Source organism: Roseovarius aestuariivivens (genome assembly GCF_004761875.1).
Classification (GTDB): Bacteria; Pseudomonadota; Alphaproteobacteria; order Rhodobacterales; family Rhodobacteraceae; genus Roseovarius; species Roseovarius aestuariivivens.
This window is the reverse complement of sequence record NZ_SJEY01000003.1, coordinates 1-18059: the sequence shown is the minus strand read 5'-3', so window position 1 is coordinate 18059 and position 18059 is coordinate 1. Positions and strand designations below refer to the sequence as shown.

Genomic DNA, 18059 nt, shown 5'->3' with positions numbered 1-18059 from the left:
AAGAACAAATGGCAGATCACTACGCCAGCTTGGTCCTGAGCAAGCAAATGCTTGATGATGCCTTTGCCCTAGCGAATGCTCTCCCCGAGTACGACTACTCGCATAGGAAACTCCAAGCGAACTTCGTCGGCTGCCTAGGCGAGCTTGCTTTCGGGGAATACTTGAAACGGAAAAAGATCGACTTCGTGGATGATCGACACAAGACGACGCATGACTTCTTGATATCGGGGCGGATTACGCTTGACGTCAAGACCAAGGACCGGACCGTTCGGCCGCGAAGACACTTTGATAACTCGGTGCCGCTGTACAACCATGAGCATCAAAGACCGAAGTACTATTACTTCATCTCGCTTCTGAGGGACAAAAGCGCCGAGGAAGACGACATTTTCCGGTTCACGCACGCATTCATCTTAGGCGGCATCGATATCGTAACCTTGGAGGCAAGGGGGAAGAAATGGAACGCTGGAGAAACCGACCCTGAAAACGGCACGACCTTTTGGACAGCATGCATCAACGTGCCAATGACTGACCTTGTATCAAACAAGGAAATGATGGCCCTTTTCAGGTCAGAAGCGCGCTCGGGAACTGACCCCTAGAAACACATCTCGACCTCACGAGGCACGAATTGCATATAGGCGTCTGCGCTTTACAAATAGCCGAGGCAAAATCTAACGTCGCCCAGTTCGTCTCGATCGGGTGTCTGCGCACCAACCAATGCGAGGCGGCCTGCAGCCATGGATCATAGCGGATGTCAGCCAAGGCTCTCGGCCTCACGTATCGCTCCAGAACGCGTGCCATGTTTACGTCGATGAGCGGCATCTCTTGACCGTGTTGGAATAGCAGGACAGCGTTCATCACGTACTGGCCAACGCCCGGTGCTTGTCCCAGTATTCGCGGATCTCGAGGAAATTTCCCGTTCCGCTCGGCGGCGTAAGTTGCAAGGCCACTCAGCGACATCGCGCGTCTACGCCAGAGACCAATAGGTTTCAGATGGTCTTCTAAGACGGTGAGCGGGGTCCCGGCGATGTCGGACCAACACCCGAAGGTGCCGAAGAAAGAAGGGTAAATGGCAGCGACGGTCTCGGCCCTCGTACGCTGCAACAAGACCTCGACGCAGATCCTCTCGAACTCGGAAGCTGCAGGACGACGCCATGGAAGATCACGGCCGTTAACCGCGAACCAGTCCAGAAGGTCGGACCTGAGCAATGAGATCTTGCGCTTTTCTCCGGTCGATAGGCGCTCGAAATCTGGCTCAACGAAGCGCATAGGACTTGCTTGGAGGGAAGAGAAGGCCCAGTGATCCAGCGTTGATCTTGAAAAGTGGCCCTTTCTCGGACACGCGGCCTTTCGGAGTCCTCTTGATCAGGTGGTCCATCGTGATCTCGCCTTGTTCGAGGAGTAGGTCAAACTGTGAGAGGATTGGCCTGCGAGTGTGCAGGACGTCTCGAAATTCGAAATGGTCGCGACCATCTTGCTCGTGGACCCGAGCTCCGACCCAAAAGGTCTCTTGGTGCTTTGCCGCGAGCGCCGCGCGCAGGTCTTGCATTGCCCAGGTGGCGAATGCGCCGATGTCCTTCCGCGTCGATCGCTCTTTCAGAAGCGCGGCCTTGTCGTCGATCTCGAAATACAGCCCCTGAGAATTCGTAACTTGCGTGCTCACCGTGCAATAGAGCTTGAAGTCGTCACCCCGCGGATACCCGAAATTATCTAGTATCTCGCGGCTACTCTTGAATTTGCTCAATTCCCAGTTTGCAACACGCGCGAACAGCGTCTTCCTGTTCTCGCGCGAGGCTCGCGATGCCCTGCGATAGGATTTCAACTCGATACCCTTGTAGTCAGGTTCGCGTCGAGAGTTGATCGCAATGCCCAGCGCGTGCTCAAGGGTTCGCCCGACAGCGGTATCTGCACGCTCGCCCATTACCGATGGGACCAAGCCCTTCGCCGCGATAGCGCGAAGCATCGCTAGAAGCTCGTCCGCGATGCTCGCGGCATCGCGGGAGCGGGTTCTAAGCACGTCGAGAAGCGGTCCGGCTAATTCGTAGTCTACCACCTCCGACACGTCCGTACGCGTGAGGTTGATAACCGCCAGGCCTCGGTCGTGTTGGAGCAGGACCAACATGTCATCTGGCTCGGCAAAACCGGGCAGGCCGGAGAACCATATCCGCGGATCGCCTTGCTTTGTCTTGGGCCGGTAGAGCGAGGCCTTCGAAGCTGTCGCGCGGTCAACTTCTAGGAGTACTGCCTCCAATTGCTGTCCGTGCTCCTTCGCGCCTTGTCCCTGTTCCTCGTAGTCGTGGAGCTCGTTTTCGCGGAGGAAGTTTCGAACGGGAATAGTCGCGTCCAAGATCGACTTCTTGAGGCCGGTCGCGGTCGGCTGGATCAAGGTTACATCGATGGACAATGCCGTAAGGCGCTCGAGATGTTTTCTCTCGAGTTGGTTCAACGGGCGGAGGGGCAACTTTTTCGGCGGCTTTCCTAGTTTAGTGCATCGTCAAGGATCGCTCGAAAGTGCCGACCGACCGCCTCGGCAAGGCCAACCGGGACAGCGTTCCCGATCTGGGTGTACTTTGGAACCTCGCGATCGAACAACCCCTCGAGCGGGTTGCCGGCGCGCCGCAAGCCACCGGTCGTGCGCTTTCCTTTGAAAACGTACCAGTCTGGGAACAGCTGCAGCCTTGCCCATTCCCGCACGGTGAGGATGCGGGGTTGGCTGAAGTGCACGTAGTCATCGGGGAGCGATGTCGCCGTGATATTTGGCTCGTGGTTGCCCCAACGAGCCCGCAGAACGCGCTGCGAGAACTTCTTTGTCTGGAAGTGCTCCGGGATTTCGCCGTCATTCGCGAGCATGTGAGCGAACTTCTCGACGACGGCAGCCTTGTGCTTGCTGTATTCTTGGTCGGTTAATCGCACCTTCATGTTCGGCGCCCACTCCGGGGGACGGCGAAGCCGCTCGGCGGCGCCGGGCTTGGGCTTGCGAGGGTAGCGGGTCGTTTCGAACGTTCCCTTGGGAAACTCCTGTGATCGGAGGGCGTCTTCCACGGAATGGTCGACGAGGTCCCCGAGCAGGTCGACGAGGTCCGGGAACTGCCGGGATCCTGGCTTGGGCAGGAACCCGCAGGCGACGGCGTCCTCCCCGTGAGCAGCTGGATCCAGCAGGTCGCTGGCAGCCACGATGTCTTTCCGAATGCCCACCAAGAGGACCCGGGGACGATTTTGCGGGACACCGTAATCTTTCGCGAAGACGAGCTTCCAGCGGACTTCATAGCCTGGAATGTCATTGAATTCCTTGAAGACGTCCGGCCAGATCGGCTCGCCGCCTTCCCGCGTCCACTTCGCGTTCAAGAGCCCCCTGACGTTCTCGAAAAGGAAGATACGCGGGCGCAACCGCGAGATTATCTTCGCCATGCGCACGTACAGCTGGTTCGATGGGATATGCTTGCGGTCCACCGCGTATGAGCGCCGGATCCCGATGCCCGAGTAGCCTTGGCAGGGTGGACCGCCAGCCAAGACGTCCAGTGTGCTGCCACCACCGGACTTGCTGCTCGCGGTATCAAAGTTGAAATCGATATCGCCGAGGTTGGCAAGGTCGACTACTAGTTGCTCAAGGCGCTTGCCTTTGAGCTCGTGTGCATCGTTGCAGCGAAGGGAAACATTGTCGCGGAACTTTACCCCACCAAGATCGTGGGATCGATTCTCGAGGTAGGTTGCCATCGCATCGTTGTTCAGCTCGTTCACGAAAGCCGGCGTGAACCCGGCGTTCTCGAAGCCGAGCGACAGCCCCCCGCACCCCGCGAAAAGGTCGACCATGCCGTAAACCCTTGAGCTGATTGGCGACGAATCTGTCGAGATGCTTTCGACTTCTTCCCTTGCTTCCCGCGCAATCGTCTTCTCAAGCATTTCGATGGCCCCTTTGCTCGTGCTTGCTAGGGGATTTGGCTAGCATATGTTGGTGCCCGTGTCGATGTGGAACCCAGATGTTGTGGAAAACTTTATGGGTAAGCTGTGAAGTCGCTTCTTTGGTAGTTCTCGACCATCCGTTTCAATTGCGGCTGTGTGACGACTTGGACGCTATCCCCCCCGCTGGTAGAGATGCCATGCCATTTCCAAGTGTCCGGACGATTGAAAGCGGACCGTGGGCAATTCTCAAGAGGTGCGCGGCGGCGACTTACTGTCGTCAGATTAGTGAGCTACTCTCCTGTCGGAGGGTTGAAACAGGCTTTGCATTTTATTTAAGTTACGGACTGTGAATTCGGTGATTACTCCATTTGAGCACGCCATTGATTACCCTCGCGTTAACGAGGCACTTTCGACGGCATTCTTTTCCGGCCGGTACCGCGGCAGACCCGTCTACTTAACGCTAAACGATACGTTGCGGAGAAGGGTAGCCTCGGAACTGGCGGTCGATGTCGGCCTCGTCGAGGAGGTCTGCTGTGAGGCTGTCGGCCGATACCTTCACGTCGGCTATAACCCGTACATCTCTGTGCTAAGGCAAGCCCGCGACTGGGAAAGGGGCGGCAGTGAGGGTGTGCCGCCGTTCACTGCAGTTCTCTTCGCATTGGCGCACGCCGCCGAATTGATGGGCGACGATGACACGATTGCGACCAACAACTACTACCTCCGGCTGTCGCAGGTTACCAAGTTTCCGCGGGACCCATTGGCGGAAAATGGCAAATCAACCGAGGTCTTGTGGAGGATGCTCGCGACTTGGTTGGAAGAGCACGACTACGAGCTCGGCAGGCCGTCGGCCATGCCAATCGGCAAGTGGAAATACGCCGGATTGGCCATATCGCAAGCCATCGTGCGGGCCAGCGACCGCGACCACTTCCACGATCTATTTCAAAGGTACGGTTTTGCGTCGGGCGACAGGCCCACGGCGGATCAACTCCAGCCCTACCTTGCGGATTGGATGACTACGAGTAATCCGAACTCGCGCCTAAAGAAGGCTTGGGCTCAGGTCGATCTACGAAACAGAATCGCCGAGGTTGCGTCCGCGGAGTTCGAGGAGTGGACCGGGTCCACCGTGGTCGCCAGCCAAGAATCCAACAAGGCGCCGGTTCGCGAGCTAACCTTGATGGCCGCGATCATTCCGGGGTTTCCCTCCGCCCAACTGTCGTTGGGTCTCGGTATCTCCGGCGAATTTTCGAGCGCGATCGAAGGTCTCAAAGGGGGAAGCTCCATAGGCTTTAGCCTTGCTAATACCCAGTACGGGGCCTTTGCCACGGTGTCTCCCAATCCACTGGGATGCGGCGCAACGGCGGCGCTAGGCAACGTGTCGCTCGAGGGCGAAGGCGCATCGTTCCGATGGCGCTCAAGGTTGGTTATACCCCTTTCGAAATCACCGGACGGCCCGTTTTGGGCCGAGAACAGGCGCATTACGCTTGGCTCTAACCACATGCTCCTCGTGAAGGAGAAGAAGTCGTTAGTTGCCGAGCTGGACGACATCCTCGAGTCCGCATCGTCCGGTCAAGCAAGCGTGGCGTCGCGAGATGATCTCCCAGGGATCCCCGAAGGTTGGCTCCTCTACAAGGATGTCCGCATGACCCGCGCGGCCTTCGAAGCGTCGGAAGATTTGTCGGTCCTTATCCCAGATGTCGATGACGACGGTTTGACCGCGGACGGTGGGTACCGTTTGGCCCGGGATATTTGGCATTCTTGGAGGCCACCATCAGTTCATTTCAGGGCGAGCTCGGGCCCGGTCCGCATTGAGGCAACCCGACCCGGCCAAGGAGGACCGATAGAGGTCGCTATCGAGGAATCCGCGTCGGAGAATTGCAGATTGCTGCTCGATGACGCAGGGGACGGAACGTTTACGCTCGTTGGATTCCGCGGTAAGAAGCGTCTCGCCGAAATGACACTGCTTCTCAGGTCGGCGGACCGGGCCAGGCAGTCGAGCCTCGTGAACGAAGGGCAGTTGGCCCACAGGACAATTTCTTCCGCACAGCCAATAGCTGAACTTGATGGGGCAAGGCATCTTAGCGGCCTGGAAGTCGAACGGGGCCGGGCACTGACTGGGATGCATGCCGACGTCGCGGCTGCATTTCCACCGGGTTTGTTCGAGCAGCACGACGAGGATACAGCTTACAACGAGCTTGAAGATGCGGTTGAAGACGCAACTTGTTCTGAGTCCTGTGCCGTTCGCAATTATCATTACTGGCTCTGTGAGTACACGCCCAAAAAAGTCTCAAAGGATAAGCGCCGGAGAATGGTGTGCAAGGACTGCGGTCGAATAATGCTGCTGAGTAGCCCGGCAAAGAGTTCTGGTCCTGCCAAGAAGACCAAGAAGCCGAAAGAGAAGCCGGCTGGGTTCCAAGCCCGAAAAACCATAGCGCGCTTCAAGTTGGACGCATTCGATACGGAAGAAGAAATCGATCACGATTTGCTCTTAGATGGGCTTGCTTTCCTCGGCCACGGTAGCGTGGGAAAGCTGGATGCCCTACTCTCGGGATATTCCCTGCCGCCGTGGAGACTCGGCGAAGTCGCAAGGAACTATTCCGCGTTGTCGCTCATGGACGTGCAGCTGCGGCCCGGTTCCAACCGGGTTGGTGCTTGGTCGGTGCCCGGGCCAAGCATTGGCTTCGTTTCGGATAACTTAGCGGTGCTAGCCGGGTTTCGCAGTGCAGAAATGCTCTCCCAGCTCCAAGAAGCTATCGAGAGCGCAGGGGGTAAGTACTCCGTCAGGAAAAGAGGAGACGGTCCAGCTCGTATCGCGGTGACGGGGCTCGAACCAGATACTCTGAACACGGTGGTCGCCAAGCTTAGTGACCCGCTTAGAAGGAAGTTCGGCGTTTACGAGGACGTGGCCGGCGGACTGGCGGAGGCCTGCTTGGAACTCGATGGCCTAGCATCGAGCCTAATTCCAGTCTCGCTTGGCTCGAACCTACGCAACCTCCAATTATTCGACCTCGAGAAGATGTCGTGGCGAACTGTCGACACGATCGTCGAGGAAGGCGCATACCGGTTCGATCATGCCGGGAGGACCTACGCCTACCGCCGGCCCGATGGCCGCGAGTTCCAAGGGCCACACCAGGTCGTCAAGCTATTGGCGGCGCGGCGAGCAGGGAAACGGTTGCATGGCTACAACCCGTGGGAGAGGTGTTTTCTTTCGATGCGGGGATCGGAGCCGATTGGTTTGCTCGAGCGCGCCTTGGTTGCCTGCTCCGGCAACCTCCCGCAGACGTCGGACCAAGGCCTAACGCTTTACGCTAACGTTCCTCCCAATATTGCCGGGACCGTACTCGAAATTCTCTACAACAAGGAAATTTCCAAATGAGGTATTCCACCCCGAGCAGCGTGATCGACTACGTCCGCGAGGCCTATCAACGTTACTACGACAGTGCTTTCTGGATGCGCGACGAGGGGATCATGCTGGAGCGCAGGGAAATGCTCCAAGCACCTGGTGTCATGGCGCAAGAACCCTTGCTCGAAGCTGCCCCACAGTACCCCTCTCTGGAAAAGATTGAGGACGCCTGCAAGCGGGCGGGCCTTTCTGATGCGACGGCGGCGGCACTGGGGCCGATCGTTTTCGGGTCTGATGGCTCGATCAAGTTGCGAGATCACCAAGCGGCCTCGCTCGTGACGACCATCGCCGGGGACAAGGATAGACGTCGCAACGTTGTGGTGACCTCCGGCACTGGATCGGGCAAAACCGAGAGTTTTTTGCTCCCTTTGCTGGCCAGCATCCTGGAAGAGCGCGCCGCGGATGAAGCGAGAGCGACCTTGTTCCCGTGGTGGGAGCGAGAGCTGGATGCAGCCGACAAGCAATGGAAGCATGTTCGTAGCAGTGCCCATGACGCATCTTCGGCGGCCATGCGCGCGCTAGTGCTATACCCCACGAACGCGCTCGTCGAGGACCAGGTTTCACGGCTCCGACGATCGGCCATCATTGCGCAGGAAGAAAGCGGACGCCCGCTTTTCTATTTCGGTCGCTACACCGGGGCTACGCTCGGCGGCACGTTCGTCCCGCCAGCCACCCTAAGGGCCAGTGATCGCGGCAAGATCAACGAGGCTGGGCGCGAAATAAGGAAGATCGCGCAGGAAGCCGATGCTTTGCGCCAGTCGCTCTTGGCAGCTGGCAAGGAGCCGGCCGAGGTCCTCGATGCGTGTAGCCAATTCCAAGACCCCTATTGTGGCGAGATGCTGAGCCGCTGGGACATGGTGGCCGCTCCACCGGACATCCTGATCACCAACACGAGCATGCTGAACATCATGCTGCTACGAGATGTCGAGTCTCCGATCTTCGAGAAGACCCGCGATTGGTTAGCCGCGGATCCGTCTCGCAAGTTCTCCCTCGTCGTGGACGAACTACACAGCTATCGCGGTACGCAGGGTACGGAAGTGGCGCTTGTTGTCAGGAACTTGCTCGATAGGCTTGGACTGGACCCTGCGTCGGAACAGCTGCGTTGCATTGCGACGAGCGCATCGCTCGATCCTGACACCGGTGCGAAATATCTCGAGGAATTCTTTGGGGTCGATCGGTCAACCTTTGCCATCTATCCCGGCAAAGCACGGGATTTCGATGTCCAACTGCCGATCGAGACGGATTTGCTTGCCTCCGAGATGCCAGGCCTTCTCGGTAGTGACGCCTCGGTCGTGAAGGAAGCGGCAAAGCGCGTTTCCGCTGCGCTCTCGCCTCGCGAGGCGTTGGCCAGTGCGTGTGCCAAGGCCGGTGCTGCGTTCGTCCAAGTCGATGGCCACGACGACCCGCAGGAAATCGTTAGGCCGGCTAAGCTTTCGAAAATCGCGGATACCGTGTTCGGCGAAGGGGCATCGACGCAGCTCCTAGATGCGCTTTTCGTGGCGGCTATACACGAGGGCCGGGGAAGCTGGGAAGAACCGAAGCCGACTTTCCGGTCACACATGTTCTTGCGACAAGTCCAAGGCGTCTGGGCATGCTCGAACCCCGCCTGTAGCGAAATTAACGAGCGCTACCGGTTCCCCGGAAGGACGATCGGGCGCCTTTTCAAGGCCCCGGCGCTCAAGTGCGATTGTGGCGGCCAGGTCCTCGAACTGCTTTACTGCTACGATTGCGGCGAGGCGTTCCTCGGCGGCTTCGTAGTCCAGTCGAACGAGCCCGATCTCGAAGGGTTCATATTCCTCGAGGCTACGAAGCCAGTCGATGGCGGTGGCGATCCAAGAATGGTCTACGAACGCTCTTTCGACGAGTTTCGTTGGTATTGGCCGGGTGGGAAGATACCGCAAGGTGCAGCTTCTTGGAGCCATTCATATCCAGGGAACAATGGAAGCGGAACGTTCCAGTTCCAAGCTGCCCGCTTCGACCCGGTGCTCGGCCAACTCATCGCAGGGCATGGCGAACCGACCGGGATCACGTATTCAATTCCTTCCAACATGCCCGGTGGGCTCTCGGTCGCGGGCCTTCCGGAGACTTGCCCGCACTGCTTGAGCTCACAAAGCTACTTCAATGCGAGGGACCTAAATGCCTTCTACCGCGGCATAGTTCAAACGCCGATCCGTGGTCTCCGTACTGGTCTGAACGCTACCACGCAGTTGATCGCTGACCGCTCCATGGTGGCAGCAGGTGATGGCGTCAAAGCCGAAAAGATGATCGCGTTTACAGATAGCCGTGACGACGCCGCAGACTTGGCCGCGGGGCTGGAATTGCACCATTACCGGGACCTCGTCCGGCAGCTGGTCAACAAGGCGCTTTCGCCCGGAGACGTCCCGACCAGCACCGAGCTAATGGACTCGATAGATGCGATTCTGGCAGGCGAGGCGACCGCGGTCGCGAAGCGGGACGCTGCCGAGAAAGCGACACGTGGGATTTGGTCCGCCGTACGGCAAGTCAAGATGGGAATGGCGGAACAGGCAGAAAAGGACCTCTTGGCGGAGCACGATCAGAAGATCGAAATCGGTTCGATCTCTTGGGCATCCTTGGTTGTCGGTCTTCGCGACGAACTGGTTTCGATGGGGCAGAACCCGGCCGGTACCGAGGCCAGCATGGCAACTGATCGGCGTGATGGAACCGGTACACCTTGGTGGCGCTTTTTTGATCCGCCGCCTGGTGCAAATTGGCCAGCACTCGAAGGAGATGCGGCGACGGATGGTCGACGCGATTTCGTTCAGCGGCTTTCCGGCTTCATGGCAAACTCGCTTTTCGACAGGGCCGGGCGTGATCTGGAATCCATGGGCTTGGCAACTATCGAACTTCCCGGCACAAACGGTGCTGAGCTAGGAGTGGCAGACGATATTGCGACGGGCATCTTGGCAAACGTCGTCAGGATCCTGGGACAAGCCCGGATGTTCTCCGGTCACAAGACGCGTTCTCAAACCACGCCGCCTCAACAAGTGCAGGCCTACCTGTCCAAGGCTGGCCCGCTTTTGAACAGGGATGCTGCAGAACTCGCCGACGCCATAAAGCAGTTCTTGATGAAGAAAGGTGCACTGAGCGAGCAGTGGCTCCTTACGACACAGAACCATTCCTCGTTTCCTATGCATCTCGTCCCGGCTGGAGAGAGGCAAAGGTATCGCTGCAAGACCTGTGCAAAGGTCACGATGTCCTTGCCAGTAAAGGTATGCACGACGCAGCACTGCGATTCCCGTGAATTCGAGGAGATAGGAACTGGTGGGGAAGACTATTATTCATGGGTCGCCGGTGAACCCACGCATCGCCTAGCCGTGTCGGAGTTAACTGGTCAAACGAAACCGATGTCCGAGCAGCGGCGGCGCCAAAGGCTATTCAAGGGCGAGGCCTTTGTAGAGGGCGAGCACGAGATCACGCATGGGCTTGATGCGCTTTCCGTGACCACGACGATGGAAGTCGGTGTCGACATCGGATCGCTGAAGCTCGTGATGATGGCCAACATGCCGCCGCAACGATTTAATTACCAACAACGTGTCGGACGCGCCGGTCGTGCCGGCCAGGCCTTTTCCTACGCAGTCACCATCTCGAGGGGAGCAGCGCACGACGATTACTATTTCAACAATCCGGAAAGGATGACGGGTGACGTTCCACCTCAGCCGGAGCTAGACCTTTCTCGGCCCGAAATCATAAAGAGGGTTGCCGCCGCAGAATGCTTGCGCCGAGCCTTCCTTTCCTTGGCCACCCCCCCGGCCCGCAACAACGACAGCGCGCACGGTGCCTTTGGAAGATCTTCGGAGTGGTTTACCTCATACCATCAACCGGTTTCCGAGTGGTTAGAGCAGTCGGCCGAGGTCAAGCACGTCGTTGGCAGATTGACCTCGTTTGCCCCGCTGGATGGTGCCGAGGTCATCGAGGCCGTAGAAAGCTACGTAAGATCAGACCTAGTCAAGCAAATCGGCGAGTGTGTTCTGAGTTCACAGTTTATCCAAGAAGAGCTCAGTCATAGGCTTGCCGTCGCCGGGATCTTGCCAATGTTCGGGTTTCCAACACAGGTCAGGAGCATTTTCTGGGACGTAAAGCGAAATCGCGCTGAAGACACAGTGATCAGTGACCGGCCTCTTGACCACGCGGTCTGGGCATTTGCGCCGGGCGCGGAAATACCCAAGGACAAGCGGCTTTTCACTGCTTGTGGGTTCGTGAGCCGAAGGGATGGACATACAGGTATCATCAACGAAGAAAACCCACTTGGTGCTTCGCTGACCTACACGAGGTGCACCGCGAAGTCTTGCGGGGTTATTGCTCACGGGGATCACGACACATGCAAGGTCTGCGGTAACCCATCGCAGCCGTTCCCGCTATTTCAACCAAGGGGTTTCATGGCCCATTGGAAGGCCCGGGACTACGATGGTCAAAGACAAAGGGGACCAGCTTTGCCGCCTCCCGTCAGGGCGTTTGAACAAGAATTTGATGGTTCGAACGCTTGCGGTCCCATGCAGCTCGCAATTGGACAGGGCCAAGTCGCGCTCGTTAATGACAACGAGGGCGAGCTCTACGAGTTCACGCACGAAGAATTCAACAAGGTCACGGTTCGCCACGAGGGTCTTTACCGGGACGGCTTCAAATTTGGAAACGAGGCGGGCGAAGAAGTCGAGAGAGGTGCGATCGGAGCGGTCTTCACGACCGATGTCCTCAGTTACTACTTCGAGGGTGCCAAGGGCGTGGGAAACTGGGGCGTCCTCGACGTTACTGGCCAGGTTTCCGCGGCGTCCGCGATCGCTTCCTTTTCGGAACTCACGAAGTTGGCGTTGGCGACGGAGTTAGACATCGATCCAGAGGAGTTCCGTACAGGTCGGCAACGATGGCGAATTCGCGTTGGCGAGGTCGAAATTGATACGGAGCAGGTGTTCATTGCCGACAAGCTCGAGAACGGTGCCGGTTATTCGCGCTGGGCGTCGAAGCCAAAGAACATGGAACGGGCGCTCTCGAACTTCGTGGCGACCGTCGCTCCCAAGTGGGAAGACGAAACGCACAGCCACGACTGCGATCGATCATGCCCAGATTGTCTCAGGAGCTATTCTAATAGGTTCATTCACGGCATGCTAGATTGGCGATTGGCATTGGACCTTTCCGATCTGGCCCTAGGAAAGGAACTACAGCTTGGACGCTGGTTGGAGGGGCCGGAAGACGATATCGCAATTGCCTTCAAGGCATTTGCCGATACCGCGGGAATGCCTGTTGAAATCGACTACGGCGCTGGGCTGACCGCGATCGTGAACGGCAAGAAGGCACTCTTGCTCGGGCACCCTCTCTGGCACACACGCGAGGGCCTTTGGCAGCCGCGTCAACGAGAGGCGAGGGATGAGCTCAGGGCGAAGGGTATCGAGGCGAAGTTCGTCGATGTTCGGGACTTCGCGTACCGAACCGCGAAGTACTTCTTGGAGCTGCGCCGATGATCGAGGTCACCGGCGCGGAAGGAACTGCCGAGTTCAGGACCGCACAAAAGATCGCGAGGGCGTTCGAGGCCTATTGGCCGGGTATAGCGTCGACTCCCGCCAGCGAGGATCACGTCAAGATCGCCGCGAATCGAAAACTTTCGAACTACAAGGTCAGCGACATAGACATCGTCATCGCGGCGCGGCTTGGTGGTAGCCGGTACATCGTGCCAAAGGCAGCCTTGCGCGATCACGACGGGAAAAGAGTGTCTGGGACTAAGATACGTGTTCGCTCTTTCGTCGCTGCGGTAGAGGTAAAGGACCAGGACGCAGCGGGGCTCGACATCGGCGCCGCAAACGTGGACGCCAAGTACCGGGAGGGCTGGAAAAGCGCGACGGCCCAGAACGACGCGCAGAAATACGCCCTGCTAAATTACTTCAGAGACGTAACTGGTAAGGAACCTTGGATTTACAGGTGTCTCGCTCTTGAAGGGATCTACGAGCTTCCCAAGGATCGCGGCCGTGTGATGCCTGAAGCGGCAACCGTGGCCTCGAACTTCGATGCGTCTTCGTTGCTAGTTGCCATGATTGCCGAGAACACGGTTGGCAAAATCGGGAAAGAGTACGCAATTTCGTCCGGGGAGCCCGACCTAATCGAACAGGTTCTGGCATGCGGGATCTTCAAGTCGGTGACGCCTTCTGCTCTCGATCGAAGGAAAATGGATAGGATCGCGGCGCGGCCCGAGGAAGCAAGGCAATTGGCTGTGTTGCTCGGTGAAGAGCGTGTCCATCTTCGGGGCGAGGGGGGAACCGGAAAGACTGTCTTGCTCGCGCAGGCTGCGCACGAGGCTTTCAAGGCACAAGGGAAGCGTAGCCTTATCCTGACTTACAATCATGCGCTTGCCGCGGACATTCAGCGCTTGCTCGCCCTGATGAACGTCCCGAGTAGTAGTGACAATGGTGGCGTGGACGTTCGCACCGTTATGTCGTTCTCTTATGCCTGGCTTTCGCGCCTTGGCTGTATCAAGGGCGACGAGGATCTCGAATTCCAACAATACGAGACCAGATGCCAAGAAGCCCTGAAGTTTTTCGACGAAGGCGCTCTCAGTGATGAGGACATCCAGTCCGCGAAGCGCGCGGACCCGGAGCAGCTCGACTACGACGCCATCTTGGTAGACGAGGCGCAGGATTGGCCCCAGTCGGAGGCTGACCTTGTGTCAAGGCTCTATGGTGGCGAACGCATCGCCATTGCCGATGGCATGTCCCAATTGGTGCGTGGTCGGGCGACGAACTGGAAAGCCTCCGTGCAAGGGCGAAGCCTCGAAGGTCATCGCTCTCTCGACGAGTGCCTTCGGATGAAGGCCAACCTTGGAACGTTTGCGAACGCGGTTGCTGAGCGTGCAGGTCTAAATTGGCATGTCATTCCGAGCACGATGGCCGCGGGAGGACGGGTCATTATCCGGACTAGCCCTCTTGAGGAACTATTGGATGTCCACGATACGCTCAGTGAGCGCGCTCGGAGCGCCGGTAACGAGCCAGTCGATTTCCTCTACTGCGTACCCCCATCTAGTGTTCGCAAATCTGGGAACAGGATGGTGAGCGCGCTCGGTGACAGCTTTCGGTCACGAGGGCTCGGCGTCTGGGATGGGACCGACAACTTGATAAGGCGCGACTTTCCACGGGCCACCAGAGATCATCGGATTATCCAATACGAGTCCTGTCGCGGACTTGAGGGGTGGTTCGTCGTACTCGACCGGCTCGACGAGTTCTGGGAGCTGAAACACCAAGAATTCATGGCGCTCGGACCGCCGGAAGGCCAGTTGGATGACCCGGCAAGGTGGGGAAGGTCGCGAGCGTGGAACTGGACGATGATCCCTCTGACTAGGCCTATCGACACACTTTTTATAACGTTGCGAGATATGGAAAGCACTGCGTCGAAACTGTTGCTTTCCGTGGCGGAAACTATGCCAGACTTTGTCGACGTTGGTTGAATTCGTCTTCTTCCGACTGACTACGCTCCTCGGGACGCCGCCTAATTTGGAATGAGCTAAGGATGCGTGGCTAGGAACGCCTCTGCATCGATGACGCCGGTGGATTTGGCTGGAGGAAACCAGCAGCTCCAAGCGCACTTTGCAACGCTGCTCGGAACGCCTCCTTTCCGTCCGGGGTCCGGCTAAGACCTCGAACGCTTGGATGCGGTGCTGACGCAGTCGCGGTTTCGGCAGGTCAGTCCATGAAGTGTAACGCGCGCTGTGCAACGGCCCTGGCTAGGACTACACTCCTGATACTCGCAAGAGAAATTATCTTCGAGTTGAGTTTAGCACCGGCGCGAAGGCTCTTCAGATTATTCCGCATGCCAAACCCGGGTAGCGCGTTCAGTATTAGAACCTCATGGTCATTTAGCCCTAGCGCCTTTAGTTCGCTTCGAAGAAACTGCGCAGTATTGTCCGGGTTGTGAATGCCGATCTGCCGTGTCGTCTGGGCGCCGCTGCCTGCGGTATGCGGGCTTTCTGGGTCCTGTAGGATGATGGCAAGCCGGTATGGACCATGATGGTATGACGCAATGGTCGGCATATCCCAACCCTGCCGCTGACCTAGAGCAAAGTATTTATCCAATAGGTCCATGTCTTTTCATACTGCCGTCGTCGACATTGATCGACAAGAGGCGCGCACTCCCTGATCCGCTGGCAGCGAGACACGCGCGTTGAAGGGGGCATGAAGTAACCGCCCGCCTATTGTGAGGGCTCGAATGCCAGATCGGGGATGACGGCGGCATGTGGCAGAGACCATGCCGGCTATTTTCGAGGTTGGTTAAGTTTGTGCTTCACCGCGGTCCAACTCTTGCCAGATCGCAGTTTAAATCTTTTAAGAAAGATCAGAACTCGCGGCCACTGGTCTATTGAAAGCTTACTCCATCTTTCTGGTTCAGGCACCGACGTGGTTTCTCGTCTGTCCAGTGAAGCCTTTACTCGTTAAGTATTGCGTGTACTCCGCCCGCATATGATCAGTGCAACGATTCACAAGAAAAGAAACGTCCTCGAGTGCCTTTTGCGCCGCGTCCGCTGAAATGGGCTGAACTGCAGATTTTGGACGATCACAATTGTGGATACAGTCGTGTCGTCTTTGAAAAACGGACTGCATTCGCCGTCCAAATTTCTCTAGGGCATTCTTTTTTAACTTCGCTTTTCCTCCCGCTGGCGTCTGTTGATATGCTTGCTTGCTGATCCCAAAGTGCCTTTGCTTCGTGTCGGCATGCAGTATCCAGCTTTCGACGCTCTCTTGAGTGAGCAGTTTATGGTGTTCACGGCAGAATATGTTGAGCAGATCTTTTATCTGCTGGATTGATAGAACGCTCTCCTTCTCGATCATCTCTCGCGCTGCCATCCTCCAGCGCCAACCGCTGCTGGAATTGAGTACTGCAACCACCGGTACTTTTAGATTGTTCAGTTTGTCCTGAAGGTTTCCAGATGGCTGACGTTCCTTTGCCCTGAGCGTGCGCGTGATCAGGTCTGCGTAAGCATCGCAAAAGAAAGCGTCGCTAGCTCCGACTCCAACCATCCATGCAGACCTGAGGAGGTCATCCTTCAGACGGCCACCCTGCAGGCCAGAGGCATGGGCTTGAATGTCTCTTGCGCGCTGAATGTCTTCGTCGAAATGTTGCTTCGCCGTTCCCAAGATCACCGGAATAGGCCTCCGAATTGGTCGCCCCCAGAATTACGACTACTCCAAGTGGCCGCAACCTATTCGTGTCTGATAAACATTGACACGGCCTGTCTGTGGAGAACGTTGGATCCTAGTCCCGTCCCCTCCGCCATACCCCTTCTTTCATGTCTTATTCATTTAACGCTTCGGTCTTCCGGGCCGTCGGGCTTTCGTGGCGCGTTCCCGCAACGGCTGTCGTGACACCTTGATCCGGATCAAGGTGAAGCCGTGGCCGCCCTGCAAACGTTGGGCATGTTTTCCTGCCTGGTGGCGATATGCGGGGAGAGACGCGCGACGGGGCCGGGCGATCCGGGAATAAGGGTGTCGTGATGACCAGCAGCGTGTTTGCCCTGACTGATTACATTCGTGACCGGGCGAGCTTGCCGGTTTTGCCGCCACGCGTGCCCGGACTGCGGGCCGTGGACGGGCAGCCGGGTTTCGCGTCGGTGCAGGCGTCGCTGGGCACAGTGAGCGCGTTGGCACCCGACTCGCCGCTTTTCGCGATCGATTGGGGCGCCGCGCTGACCTCCACCACGGTTTCGGTCTATCTTGCGCCCTACGGAACCTATCTGGAAGGGGTGACGGAGCTAGGGCCGTCGCTGGGGTTCACCCCGTTCGAGACGGCACAGATCGCCTCCGCGCTCGACAGTTTCGCGGCGGTCACCCAATTGTCCTTCACGCTGACGGCCAGTCCCAACGCAGATTTCCGGCTGGGTGTTTTCGACCTCAGCGCTTACAACGCCATCGCCTTCATGATCCCGCCCGGGGAACCCTATGCCGGCCTCATGGGGTTTGACGTGAATTACCTGACCTGGGCCGATCCCGACACCGGCAACGCGCTCTTGAACACGGGCGGCTTCATGTATGCCGTGCTTCTGGAAGAGTTCGGTCACGGTCTCGGGCTGGCCCATCCGCATGACAATGGGGGCACATCCACGATCCTGGAGGGCGTGACGGCCCCGGTCTTTTCCTATGGCGCGGGCGATCTCAACCAGGGCGTTTTCACGATCATGGGCTACAACGAAGGCTGGCCGGCCGGGCCCTTTTCGGACGACTACGTGTTTGTCGACCCGGCAACCGGCGAACAGTACCTGTGGATCGACGAGTTCGGGTACGAGACCACCCCGATGGCGCTGGACATCGCCGTGCTACAGGCGAAATACGGGGCGAACATGGCGACGGGCGCGGGCAACGATGTCTACAGGCTGCCGGATCTCAACGGGCCGGGCACCGGATTTGCCGCGATCTGGGACGCGGGCGGGCATGACAGGCTGGTGCATGAGGGGTCTACAGGCGCGACGTTGGATCTGCGGGCCGCGACTCTGGCGCCGGAGGTCGGCGGCGGCGGCTTCGTGTCTTACGTGGAGGGTGTTCGCGGCGGCTTTACCATCGCGCATGGTGTCCTGATCGAGGATGCGATTGGGGGCGACGGCGCCGACCTCATCACCGGGAATGCCGGGGCGAACCGCCTGCAGGGCAAGGGCGGAAACGACGCCCTTGCGGGCCAGGCCGGCAACGACACGCTTGTGGGCGGAGGCGGGGATGACCGGCTTGATGGCGGGGCTGGGCTTGATCTTTACAGCGGCGGGCCCGGCTCGGACGAGTAC

At 58.1% G+C, this 18059-nt stretch carries 9 protein-coding genes; 5 read left to right on the top strand and 4 right to left on the bottom strand.

Annotated elements, in window-relative coordinates; genetic code table 11:
* Nucleotides 1-8: 8 nt before the first annotated feature.
* A complete protein-coding gene (locus EZV60_RS05550; RefSeq protein WP_135503065.1) occupies nucleotides 9-596 on the top strand; it encodes a hypothetical protein in 588 nt (195 codons plus the stop codon).
* Here EZV60_RS05550 and EZV60_RS05545 read toward each other — a convergent pair.
* The 3 genes from EZV60_RS05545 to EZV60_RS05535 all read right to left on the bottom strand — a co-directional run bounded on the left by EZV60_RS05545 (nucleotide 562) and on the right by EZV60_RS05535 (nucleotide 3897).
* Entirely contained in the window at nucleotides 562-1266 is a 705-nt protein-coding gene (locus tag EZV60_RS05545; RefSeq protein ID WP_135503063.1) for an HhH-GDP family DNA glycosylase, read from the bottom strand. The genes EZV60_RS05550 and EZV60_RS05545 overlap by 35 nt on opposite strands.
* A complete protein-coding gene (locus EZV60_RS05540; RefSeq protein ID WP_210115061.1) occupies nucleotides 1253-2383 on the bottom strand; it encodes an MvaI/BcnI family restriction endonuclease in 1131 nt (376 codons plus the stop codon). The genes EZV60_RS05545 and EZV60_RS05540 overlap by 14 nt, the downstream gene beginning before the upstream one ends.
* 92 nt (nucleotides 2384-2475) lie before the next feature.
* Nucleotides 2476-3897: a DNA cytosine methyltransferase gene (locus EZV60_RS05535; RefSeq protein ID WP_135503055.1), complete on the bottom strand. Its 1422-nt coding sequence runs from the start codon at nucleotides 3895-3897 to the stop codon at nucleotides 2476-2478.
* A gap of 355 nt (nucleotides 3898-4252) precedes the next feature.
* Here EZV60_RS05535 and EZV60_RS05530 point away from each other — a divergent pair, with 355 nt between their 5' ends.
* From EZV60_RS05530 to EZV60_RS05520, 3 genes are read left to right on the top strand one after another with little or no spacing between them, the layout of a single operon-like run.
* Entirely contained in the window at nucleotides 4253-7270 is a 3018-nt protein-coding gene (locus EZV60_RS05530) for a hypothetical protein (protein WP_135503052.1), read from the top strand.
* Nucleotides 7267-12771, top strand: coding sequence for a DEAD/DEAH box helicase (locus EZV60_RS05525; RefSeq protein WP_135503049.1), 5505 nt, complete (start codon nucleotides 7267-7269; stop codon nucleotides 12769-12771). Before EZV60_RS05530 ends, EZV60_RS05525 begins: the two co-directional genes overlap by 4 nt.
* Complete coding sequence (locus tag EZV60_RS05520) at nucleotides 12768-14741, top strand: DEAD/DEAH box helicase (protein WP_135503046.1); 1974 nt, start codon at nucleotides 12768-12770, stop codon at nucleotides 14739-14741. Before EZV60_RS05525 ends, EZV60_RS05520 begins: the two co-directional genes overlap by 4 nt.
* Nucleotides 14742-15675: 934 nt before the next feature.
* Here the strand turns inward: EZV60_RS05520 and EZV60_RS05515 are convergent.
* Nucleotides 15676-16431, bottom strand: a complete 756-nt coding sequence (locus tag EZV60_RS05515) for a hypothetical protein (protein WP_135503043.1) — start codon at nucleotides 16429-16431, stop codon at nucleotides 15676-15678.
* Between the two features lie 350 nt (nucleotides 16432-16781).
* Here EZV60_RS05515 and EZV60_RS05510 point away from each other — a divergent pair.
* Nucleotides 16782-18059 (top strand): M10 family metallopeptidase C-terminal domain-containing protein (locus tag EZV60_RS05510; RefSeq protein ID WP_245306229.1); only part of this gene is annotated, 1278 nt, incomplete at its 3' end.

Excerpts from the sequence above, each read along its gene's own strand:
- EZV60_RS05550 (WP_135503065.1), top strand. The coding sequence starts at position 9 with ATGGCAGATCACTACGCCAGCTTGGTCCTGAGCAAGCAAATGCTTGAT.
- EZV60_RS05545 (WP_135503063.1), bottom strand. The coding sequence starts at position 1,266 with ATGCGCTTCGTTGAGCCAGATTTCGAGCGCCTATCGACCGGAGAAAAG.
- EZV60_RS05535 (WP_135503055.1), bottom strand. The coding sequence starts at position 3,897 with ATGCTTGAGAAGACGATTGCGCGGGAAGCAAGGGAAGAAGTCGAAAGC.
- EZV60_RS05525 (WP_135503049.1), top strand. The coding sequence starts at position 7,267 with ATGAGGTATTCCACCCCGAGCAGCGTGATCGACTACGTCCGCGAGGCC.
- EZV60_RS05520 (WP_135503046.1), top strand. The coding sequence starts at position 12,768 with ATGATCGAGGTCACCGGCGCGGAAGGAACTGCCGAGTTCAGGACCGCA.